General features: G+C 40.7%; 11 protein-coding genes. 3 read left to right on the forward strand and 8 right to left on the reverse strand.

What is annotated here, in order from left to right:
- Positions 1-4: 4 nt before the first annotated feature.
- From AYJ08_RS13080 to AYJ08_RS13090, 3 genes are all read right to left on the reverse strand, one after another.
- Entirely contained in the window at positions 5-1,279 is a 1,275-nt protein-coding gene (locus AYJ08_RS13080; RefSeq protein ID WP_064018088.1) for a Zn-dependent hydrolase, read from the reverse strand.
- A gap of 143 nt (positions 1,280-1,422) precedes the next feature.
- Complete coding sequence (locus AYJ08_RS24485) at positions 1,423-1,602, reverse strand: hypothetical protein (RefSeq protein WP_231929106.1); 180 nt, start codon at positions 1,600-1,602, stop codon at positions 1,423-1,425.
- Between the two features lie 558 nt (positions 1,603-2,160).
- Complete coding sequence (locus AYJ08_RS13090) at positions 2,161-3,129, reverse strand: YbgA family protein (RefSeq protein WP_082890949.1); 969 nt, start codon at positions 3,127-3,129, stop codon at positions 2,161-2,163.
- Positions 3,130-3,304: 175 nt separating this feature from the next.
- Here AYJ08_RS13090 and AYJ08_RS13095 point away from each other — a divergent pair, with 175 nt between their 5' ends.
- Positions 3,305-3,679: a YxeA family protein gene (locus AYJ08_RS13095; protein WP_064018089.1), complete on the forward strand. Its 375-nt coding sequence runs from the start codon at positions 3,305-3,307 to the stop codon at positions 3,677-3,679.
- Between the two features lie 156 nt (positions 3,680-3,835).
- Here AYJ08_RS13095 and AYJ08_RS13100 read toward each other — a convergent pair whose 3' ends face one another.
- Complete coding sequence (locus AYJ08_RS13100) at positions 3,836-5,074, reverse strand: MDR family MFS transporter (protein WP_082890950.1); 1,239 nt, start codon at positions 5,072-5,074, stop codon at positions 3,836-3,838.
- Between the two features lie 99 nt (positions 5,075-5,173).
- Positions 5,174-6,235, reverse strand: coding sequence for a type 2 isopentenyl-diphosphate Delta-isomerase (gene fni / locus AYJ08_RS13105; RefSeq protein WP_064018090.1), 1,062 nt, complete (start codon positions 6,233-6,235; stop codon positions 5,174-5,176).
- A 242-nt stretch (positions 6,236-6,477) separates the two neighbouring features.
- On the opposite strand from fni, the gene AYJ08_RS13110 reads away from it, so the two are divergent.
- Together AYJ08_RS13110 and AYJ08_RS13115 are read left to right on the forward strand one after the other, a co-directional pair.
- Complete coding sequence (locus AYJ08_RS13110) at positions 6,478-6,660, forward strand: cold-shock protein (protein WP_003337697.1); 183 nt, start codon at positions 6,478-6,480, stop codon at positions 6,658-6,660.
- 139 nt (positions 6,661-6,799) lie between these two features.
- Positions 6,800-7,279, forward strand: a complete 480-nt coding sequence (locus tag AYJ08_RS13115; protein ID WP_064018091.1) for a hypothetical protein — start codon at positions 6,800-6,802, stop codon at positions 7,277-7,279.
- A 225-nt stretch (positions 7,280-7,504) separates the two neighbouring features.
- Here AYJ08_RS13115 and AYJ08_RS13120 read toward each other — a convergent pair whose 3' ends face one another.
- From AYJ08_RS13120 to AYJ08_RS13130, 3 genes are all read right to left on the reverse strand, one after another.
- Entirely contained in the window at positions 7,505-7,831 is a 327-nt protein-coding gene (locus AYJ08_RS13120) for a hypothetical protein (protein ID WP_197490659.1), read from the reverse strand.
- A 427-nt stretch (positions 7,832-8,258) separates the two neighbouring features.
- Positions 8,259-8,687 carry a hypothetical protein gene (locus tag AYJ08_RS13125; protein ID WP_157452863.1) on the reverse strand — a complete coding sequence of 143 codons (429 nt, stop codon included), beginning with the start codon at positions 8,685-8,687 and terminating at the stop codon, positions 8,259-8,261.
- Between the two features lie 311 nt (positions 8,688-8,998).
- The coding region (locus tag AYJ08_RS13130) for an APC family permease (protein WP_082890951.1) at positions 8,999-10,334 on the reverse strand (1,336 nt) is incomplete at its 5' end.

Consider the following 10,334-nt stretch of genomic DNA (forward strand, 5'->3'; position numbering starts at 1 on the left):
ACGATTAGCTAGCTAATCGACAAACCGCCTCATACAGATACTCTACGCCAATACAAATATCTGAAGCATGGGACCACTCGTCAGGGTGATGACTAATCCCATCCTTACAACGAACAAATAGCATCCCCATTTGCGTTGCCTCAGACAAAATCATCGCATCGTGACCTGCCCCACTATGCATCAGCGGTAATTCGTTCTGTCTTCTCAGGCCGATCTGACGAAACATCTGTACAAGTTCAGTCGCGGCATCTGCCTTTTTGATCGCCAGCGTATTCTCTAGCTGATACGTTAGCCCGCGTCGCAAGGATATTTCTGAGAGGAGGGCATCTATATCTGTTAAGATATGCAACAACCGTGTTTCATCTATATCTCTAATATCAACTGTAAATGAAACAGAACCCGGAATAACATTGCAAGCACCAGGTTCTACCTCAAAAGTACCCACAGTGCCCACCGTAGGCTTGCTACGATCAGAACCACATATTTTTTCTATTCCTAAAATGGCTTCGGCCGCAGCCATGATCGGGTCGTTGCGCATGCTCATCGGTACTGTACCTGCATGACCTGACTTCCCTATGAATTTGATGGTCAATAATTTCACACCCATGATACTGGTAACAATTCCAACCGGCTCGTTCACTGCTTGTAAATATGGACCCTGTTCAATATGTAGCTCTAAATATGCCTTGATCTCCGCAGAATTCCGTATATCTGATACATCTTTTAGAGGAGGAAAGCCACACTGCTGAAGAGCCTCTATCCTGGTTACACCCTGGTTGTCGCGTCTCATCATATCCTCTGGGGTAAGCTTACCACACATCCCTCTACTCCCAAAAAAACCATCTGAAAAACGAACTCCTTCTTCGTCGCAAAAAGCAACTACTTCAATCGGGTGTTCATGCAAAATATTATTTTCATGTAAAGCTTGAACTACCTCTATTCCCCCAATTACTCCAACCGTGCCATCGAATCTACCACCATTAGGAACCGAATCGATATGAGAACCAAGCATTACGACAGGCGCATGTGGATTATTTCCTTCTTTCCTACCAATTACATTCCCGAAGCAATCCTTGCGAACAGACATTCCAGCCTCTTTCATCCAGCCGGCAACCATACGTTGTGCCACCATATCCTCAGCCGTCAATGCTAATCTAGTAACACCTTGTTCCGGCGTCCTACCAATTTCACCTAATTGTCGCAACCTACTGTCAATTCTTTGCTCTTTTATCTGTACGTGTAAGTCAGTAACCTGTTTCTGTTTTTTATAACTGTCCATAACACCAAATCTCCTCTATCTAGATGAAATCGTATGCAGTAGTTAGTAATCTATTATTTCATGAAATTGATTTTTTTACTATCCAGAAAAAGGCGAAAAGCCGATTCCCCTTATAGAACAGGAAAACGACTTTTCGTACTGATCTAATATTTTTTCAACAGCTCGCTTAATTCTGCAGACTCCGGATATTCAATGGGAGCTGTTCCATAATTTTTACCGTCCTCTGAATAAAACATGAGATTTTTATTATCTCCATCCACGATGAAGAGGATGCTTTTTGCATTGATCTCTTGTTTGTTCTCTGTACCTACAAAAGCTGGCATGCCATGTTTGGTTGCTTGTTCATATTTAAATTCAATAGCAAGACCTTCCTTGACAGTCTTGGCGGCAGCTTCATTACTTTCATCAAACCGTATGACATATCCTGGGTTTTCTGTCCGTTTATTTGTCAGTGTAAAATTGTTTTAAAATCCTTATCCTCTGGTTTTATCAATTCTTTAGAGCCTTGCTTGTAAATAATCATCTCTTGAGGAGCAGATAGAGCTTGTACGGCTTTTTCATCTGAAGGCTTAGAAGTCACTGGTTGTTGTGTTACCGTTTTAGCTTGTTCTTGCTTTTGCTCTTGTGCCGCTTGTGCTGGAGTATCTGCCGGTTTTTAATTATTTCCACATGCAGATGCTAATGCGGCTACTAGAAGTACTGCTGGAGCCCATGCTGTCTTATTCATGATCGTTTTCCCCTTTTTCTAGTTGGTTTATTTCACAAGGAGTATGACGAGGAATACTACAAAAGTTTACTTACATCCCCATGAGGAGTTCCTCTTTGTTATCATGACAGCATTCATACTAGGGTGAGGCGTCATACCTGCAAAAGCATTCTTACTAATAATCTCGTCCCTTCCCAGAATCCCCCAAATCAATCAGCTCCTCAGGATAAGGCTCAAAAAAGCGTTGCTGTAACAAATATTCTTGTTCATATCGAAATACCCACGATTTCAAAAGACTGGTCATGCTACTCAGCGGCAATTTTCGTTCTCGATACCGATGCAATAAATGCTTAAAGTGATCCTTTTCCCTTGTAGATAGCCTTGTACGAAAATGGCCCATAATATGTTCACAAACATTAATATTGGAGGTATATCGGGCTGCACGCTTGAACATGTTAGGTAAAAGGGCAGCGTACTCGTTCCAGACCTGTTGCTTCTCTTTTTTCTCATGATTTGCAACAATCTTACCTAATTCTTTTGTAAGCTTCTGATTATAGGCCATAAATAAATATTTATTCTCAGCATGGAATTGAATTAGATTTCGGATAGTAGGGTCCAAGCTCAATTGGCGAAAATACGCTAGTGTGAACAGCTTTGTAAAGAAATGCTCTCGAATGGTAAAGTTCTTTAGCCTGCCCTCTTCCTCTATAGCCGCATAAGGAAAATACGCGTTTACCTTCCCACCAAAGAAACCAGGAGCGCTTTCTACAACGGGTGCTTTTTCCCATCCACTATATACTTTGACATCTTTTACACCGCAGCTGGGAGAGCGACTTTTCAGAATAAAACCATCCACTTCTCCTACATTTTGTAAAAAAGCATCGGCAAAACTACTCATCTGCTGACTAAGATCTGCTCGTGTTGAAGGTTGAACGAGCCGATGCTGTTCGCCTTCTTTAATGATTCGAATGGTTTCCCGGGGGATACCCAAACCAATCTCTATCTCAGGACAAACAGGAATAAAGGTTACAAAGGGAGCCAAGCTTCGAACGGTTTGATCTGAAAGCACATCTCCATTGTACCGGCACTCTGCAAACTCTAAACATTTACTTACAACAACAATCGGCTTGGTTTTCATCTCCACACTTGCCCCTCCACCTGTTGGAAATCTTCTTTATTTTATCCGTTTACTTCCATACAATACGAACAGATTTTTCTTACAGAAGTGTAAGCTGATTGTAAGCTAGATGCATTTTGTTATATTGACAAACCTAGTAGACTGTACTCAACACTACTAGAAAATGCTTGGGAGGTATTTTGTGTCTATCAACAAATTTGTAATCATTCTAGCAGCCACCGCAGCTAGTATACTCCTTCTTCTATTTGCCTTGAGAGGTCAATCGGTTATGCTTGATCGCCTCAACCCTATTATTCCAGTTAAGCCTTACTATACGATAGTGCAAACGGACGGTAAAAAACTAAACGATACACAGTGGGAATATCAATTGGTGGGGTATGATGATGAGGGTCAGCAAAATACCTTTATTATGATCGCTTCTAAAAATCTGCGTAAAGGTGCATATTTAGAGGTTTATGCGAAGGGATTAAATGGAAAAGGCTGGACGGAGGTAACTCCGGCAGGCATTCCTGAAAAAGCACAGATAAAATTAAGTTCCCCTAAAGAATCCTCCTGAGCATATCGTTCACAAAATGTAGAAAAATCTTAGAAGAATACGCTCTTTTAATAATTTTGGTTTCTATCCTAATGATATAAAAATAGGCTGCTTCCTGCCGGGTTCTTCCTAGCACGAAACAGCCTATTTTCATCATATTCATGTTTCCTTTATTGATTACATTCGATCTCTAAGACTGCCGTATAACGGGCGATCATAACATACATAACAAAGTAGTGGCAACACACAAATAGCAATCATCACGTACAGCATAAAGACTGGTGAGAAGCTTTCGTATAAAAGCCCCCCGATGAATGGACCAATCATCCGCCCGGCAGTCGCAGCACCACTCACAGCCCCTTGGAATAATCCCTCTTTACCGGGAATCGAAAGCTCTGCCGCCGCGGCTGGCACTGCTGGCCATAAGAGCATTTCTCCTAAAGTCACAATTATCATACCGCACACAAAATGACTATACGCCTGATCAAATGCTAAAACACCCATTCCACAAACAAAGATAAACAATCCACCGATCATTTGAGAACGAAGATTAGATAAATAATGACGTGTGACGTAAGCGGACAACGGCTGAGCTAAAATGATCAATGCTCCGTTAATCGTCCACAATAAACTATATTGAGATAATGAGTATCCTAATTTTGTCATGTAAGAGGATAGATTGGTTGACCATTGCACATAAGGAATCCAGGTTATCGCAAAGCCTAAACACAGAATTAATAAGGATAGACCTGAGGGTGTTTTCCAGATAGAGGTCTCATTCTTGGAAGCCTTATAAGCAGCTTTCTCTGTCTTTCTTTGCAGATTTCTAGCAGCAGTTTCTGCCGCAATCTTCTTTAAATCTAGGCCAAAACCAATAACGGCTAAAAAGATCAAATTAGTTGCACCATTTACTAAAAAAACAAACATAAACGATACACTAGCAACCACTCCACCCAGCGCAGAGCCAAGCGCTACACCTAAATTTTGCGACAAATATAACAAGTTAAACGCGCGTCGTCCCCCCTCCGGCCAAATACTTCCGGCCATTGCATTGAGGACCGGGAACACCATGCTATTGCTGAAGCCAAGTACGCCCATCATACAAACATAAAATGGCCATACGCGAAAAAAAGCAAGTGAGGTAACACAGGCAGCCGAGATAAGCACCCCAGCAAAAATGGTTTTTATGCCGCCTATCTTGTCATGCAGAATGCCACCTGCCATACTCCCGATGATTCCCATACCAGCATGGAGCATCAGGACGAGTCCAGCTACCGTTGCTGGTTTACCCAATATTTGAGTGATATAAATATTATTTAGCGGCCAAATAAAAGACATCCCCGTTACATTAATAATGGCCCCGATCGCCAAAATCCACAAGGTTCGAGGATAGGTGGATAACATTTTGGATAACACGCTCGTACTCCCCTCTCATGCTGTTACAATCTGCCGAAACAAGTTAATGAATACAACCAAATAAAATAACAGAAGCCCTCATCTTGGTCAATTCATTTTTCATCGTTTACTCCGATTGATTTTTGCTCCAGCCTTTGACAAGAGGCGATCTGTAGCTGACAGACCTTCAATTGTTGCTACACCTATTCCAAACATCGCTGCACGGCACTCAAACTCTACTCGCTCCATAAGTGCTACAACCTCCTCCACTGATGTTGTAGCCGCTTCAAGCAACGCACGACCCAATCCAACCAAATCTGCTCCCAAAGCAATCGCTTTCGCCGCTTCGACTCCGTTATAAATTCCCCCACTTCCGATTAAAGGGAAGAACGGAAGCTCTTCTCGAATGGTTTGTAAAGAAACAGATGTTGGAATCCCCCAATCTCGAAATGCTTCTGCGGCCATTTGCTTCATGGGTTCATTAGATCGATGCTTTTCCACCTCAATCCAGGATGTTCCCCCTGCTCCTGCTACATCAATAAAGGAAACTCCAGCATCCACAAGCCGTCTAGCTGTTTGTGAATCGATTCCAAAGCCTACTTCTTTTACCCCGATGGGAATTTGACTTGCCTTACAAACCTGCTCAATTTTGGGCAAAAGATGCCTAAAATCCTGATCACCTTCAGGTTGAAAAATCTCCTGCATACTATTTACGTGTAATACCAGTGCATCAGCTTCAACAAGCTCTACACAGCGAAGACATTCCTTTACGGTGTAGCCATAATTTAGTTGAACAGCCCCTAGATTTGCGATGATTGGAATAGACGGGGCATATTCTCTGACTTTAAAAGTTCGAGCAAGCTCTTCGCTTTCCAATGCTGCACGTACGGAGCCAAGCCCCATAGCCCAGCCTCTAGCCTCTGCCGCCATCGCAAGCTTAGTATTTATTTGCTGGGCATTCTTCGTCCCACCTGTCATGGAGCTTACAAGGAAAGGGGTTCCCATATGTTTTCCTAAGAAAGTCGTATGTAACGAAACATCAGCAAAATGAATCTCTGGAAGGGCCGCATGTAAAAACTGATATTGCTCTAGACCTGTGGTCAGTCGATTAGATACCTCTTTATGTAAACAAATCTCAATATGCTCTGATTTACGTTTTTCAATCTCTGACGGATGCGTCACTAACAATCACCTTCCTGCATGTCATTCTATGTCTAATCCTGCATTGCCATACTCCATTCTACTACTCTAATTCTATCTTGTAAAAAATAAGCTTCCTGTCAGAAAAAACTTTTTGCCTTGTTGCCTAACTTTTCAACGTAGTGAGACTTGTACTTCTTTCTTCCTTTCTGAATAAAAAGTCCTCTGGAAGGTTTAGGATAAACAGCATAGAGTTTCGAAATGAAGCTTGGAGGTGTTTTGCAATGTACTATTCTCGCAAGCAAGAAGAGCCGGTAGAAGATGTGGAAACCTCAATCTGGGCATGTACCAAAGATGATTGCATCTGCTGGATGAGAGAAAATTTATCCTTTGACGAAATACCGGTTTGTCCGATCTGCAGCTCCTCTATGGTTAAGGATTCTAAAATGCTCCCCCCTATTGCTTAAGCTTTGTTCATGGGAAGCGTGTCTCATAAAAGAGAGGCAGGCTTCCTTTTCTCTATGATTTCATCCACAGGAAGCTTATGGTATACTTTTTCTTGATATGTATAGTATATCTTGAAGATATAGAACCACGGAGGATTGCATGCTAACTTTTGAACAAAAAAAAGCGATTATTGAATCGTTCCCAGAACTAACAAAAAAAGAGGTCTCATTAGGACGCTTAAACTATCATTTTGAGGGAAGTCTACGTGACAAAAAGATTGTGGTAAATCACCTTCATCCAAATGGAAACGGCTTTGTCTATGCGGGTCACCTGCCGAAAAAAAAGACTGGTCCAAAAGGTATGGTCAATATCCGCGATTATTCCGAGGAGCAGTTGCGCAGCTTGATCGCTGACTCCATCGCGTATCTATCAACAGAACAGGAAGCAAACGACAACACCTTGGATTCAGATGATCCTATTGAAGAGATTTGGGTAAACCAGAAAGGCGATTCACTACGATTGGTACAGGAAGATGAATTGTTTAACATCTATACGGGAAACAATCTGGAGGATTCCTATAACTCCTATAAAGGTGCAGTAACGTATTTGCAAAGTGAAGACTTTACACGCCAAGAATAAGATGGAAGACCCTTAATGAAGGGCTTTTTCTTACATTCAATGTCTTGATCAGATTCGATCTTTTAAAAGCAAAAAAGCTTTCCACGAAAGAATATCTGGAAAGCCTTTTTGCTTTTTACTGTCTTAGTATTTCATTCCATGCATAGCTATGGGCATAAATAACCTGTTTACCTGTAAATGCTCCTTGGATTGCTTCTATTCGTAAGTACGGACTCAGCATTTGCATCAATGGTGGTGCGAATGATCATGCTGATCTTGATTTCCCTGCTGTCCCTTTTCTTTTTCCAAGGCTTGTAGCTCTTCTTTTGACGGGCTACCCACAAGGACACGCTTGGTTGGAAGCAAATCTACCCCATGTGCTTTGACATAGGCTTGTACGTAATATACGCCGTCCTCTTGAAAGATTACGTTGCTTTGATAGACACCATTCGAACCTTCTTGATGATCTACCTTTCCTTCTATATGGTTATGGTCTGGTATTTCTCCCTTTAATACCGCTTTATATTGCTTACTCCCTTGCTCCTGATTCGCCATTTCTTGCACATGTATCAATTATTGTTACAGCTATCGACACGATATTCTCAGAGTAAGAAAAAACATAGTCTAACCCCTTTTTCACCCAAATTTTCGAACTCTTTCACTAAACCAGCTATAGGTTCTTAGCCCAGCCATTAAAAGATGGTTTTCCTAGTTTTAATGGACGTACCATCAAGAAAAATGAAGTATGTTTTCGTCCACAAACAAAAACCCTTACACCTCCTACAGGCACAAGGGTTCTGACAATTAATTGGCATTCATGCTACCTTCCAGTCGTGAATATTCTGCTTCTTGCAGTTATAGAAACCGTCTATGTAAGCTTTATGGACTTATTATCATGATATATCACTTGGTTACCTGTTACTTCAAAATGGATTGGAAAGATAATACAGACATTTTCATTAGGAGTGTTTTCCCTAGGTACTCCCTTGAATATTGTCTGCTATAGTTTGACCAGTAAAAAAAGATCCAAAACGAGGTGTCTATTCGAGTTATTTTTGAGTGTTATAACCCAACTATGTGGTCCGCTCGGAAAATTCTGAACTGCATAGATGTCTCCTATAGGATTAGTGGTGAAACCTCCACTAATCGCCGTTTCAGAGGACTTTCCAAACATTCGACACACCAAGTATTCTTGTGTGAGCATTAAAAACGGCCACCTGTACAGTTTATAACCTGATCCATGATCATCCGTATCTACATCTCCCCGCTCTGGATTAAACACTTCCTCCCTTGTGGAATAACGATTCATTGTTTCCCGTATTTGTTGAACAGGGTAGTGCGCAGCAGGATGCGTCCATGCATTATATACAGGATATATAGGAACGGGAATAAAGTTATTCATTCGATCAACCCCTGGTATTCTAATCATATTGATGATCTATCTTATTATAGGAATGGTTTGAATGTGAAATCGTTTTGCTCGTTTTAAAGGAAATGCTACTAACATCTCGGGGATACAAAATTACGTACTGAGGATGGTATCTAAACAACAAACGTCTATTCTTCGTGTTTTTGTGAAATCAGGTGATAATTCAGTTTTGGGGTTATAAAGTTCAGTCACTGTTACGTAAGCTAAAAAAGTCCGTTTACAAACCGAAAAGGTTTAAAAACGGACTTTTTTGTACGGTAAGAAATCAAATAATCATAAGAAATACAACATAAGTTTTTGTTACTCATTATTTAGTCACGATGCTTAAGTACACTTTTATTACGGGAATAACCAAAATAAATACTGAACCCTACTGCTGACCAAGAAAGATAATACATCCATATTTTTGCTGATAAATTAAAAGCTAAAAATAAGCAAAAAATGATTGCCAGAATTGGAAGAATAGGTACAAGAGGCATTTTGAAATTACGTTTTAAATTTGGCTGCGTTTTTCTTAAAACAATGAGTGACAGTGCTACGAGTGCAAAGTTCAAAATGGCGGACATATTCGCAATATCTGCTAATTCTTTTAAATCAATTAATCCAGCCACGATAGCCCCTAAAACACAAATGATCCATGTAGAGGACGTCGGAACGTGAGTTTTACTATTAACTGTCGAGAATAATTTAGGTAATAATCCATCACGACTCATTGACAGTAGAATACGTGGCACTGCAAACATGTAAGCAAATAAAACAGCTATAATTCCAATTACTGCGCCAACAGATAAAATAACTGCCGCCCACCCTTGCCCTACACTTTCAAGTGCATAAGCCAAAGCGTCTCCAACATTTAATTCTTTATAGGATACCATTCCTGTTAAAATAGTTCCTAAAATAACGTAAATAGTAGTACAAGCTAGTAAAGATCCTAAAATACCTCGAGGCAAGTTTCTCTGAGGCTCTTTCACTTCCTCAGCAGATGTTGAAATAGCGTCAAAACCAGTGAATGCGAAAAATACTGAGGCTGCTCCAGCAAATACACCACTTATTCCAAATGGCATAAAAGGTTGCCAATTTTCAGGTTCGATGAAAAATGCACCTATAATAATAAACAGTAAAACAATAGAAATTTTGATAGCCACTGTGATATTATTGACTTTTTTACTTTCTGTTAGACCTCTTGTTAATAAATAAGACATACAAATTACGATAAATACTGCGGGTAAATTTATAATCCCACCTTGGCTAGGAATAGTGACTAGACTATTCGGAAGGTGAATTCCAACAAGTGATAATGCACTATTAAAATATGCTGACCATCCCCCGGCAACAGATGCTATCGAAACTGTATATCCTCCTACAATAGACCATCCTACCAAGAAAGCTACTATCTCACCTAATGCTACATAGGTATAGGCGTAGGCACTTCCCGAACTTGGAATCGCTGATGAAAACTCCGCATAACATAACGCTACCAGACCACATACAATTGCAGAGAGAATAAAAGAAAGAGATATAGCGGGACCTGAGTTTCTTGCAGCTACTAACCCTGTAATAACTAAGACACCTGTTCCAATGGTTGCTCCCATCCCCATTAGTATTAAATCGAAGGCGCCAAGTGACCTTTTTAATTTTTTTGATTGG

Source organism: Brevibacillus sp. SKDU10, from assembly GCF_001645205.1.
Lineage (GTDB): Bacteria > Bacillota > Bacilli > Brevibacillales > Brevibacillaceae > Brevibacillus_B > Brevibacillus_B halotolerans.

Excerpts from the sequence above, each read along its gene's own strand:
- AYJ08_RS13080 (WP_064018088.1), bottom strand. The coding sequence starts at position 1,279 with ATGGACAGTTATAAAAAACAGAAACAGGTTACTGACTTACACGTACAG.
- AYJ08_RS13115 (WP_064018091.1), top strand. The coding sequence starts at position 6,800 with ATGCTAACTTTTGAACAAAAAAAAGCGATTATTGAATCGTTCCCAGAA.
- AYJ08_RS13125 (WP_157452863.1), bottom strand. The coding sequence starts at position 8,687 with ATGATTAGAATACCAGGGGTTGATCGAATGAATAACTTTATTCCCGTT.
- AYJ08_RS24485 (WP_231929106.1), bottom strand. The coding sequence starts at position 1,602 with ATGCCAGCTTTTGTAGGTACAGAGAACAAACAAGAGATCAATGCAAAA.
- AYJ08_RS13110 (WP_003337697.1), top strand. The coding sequence starts at position 6,478 with ATGTACTATTCTCGCAAGCAAGAAGAGCCGGTAGAAGATGTGGAAACC.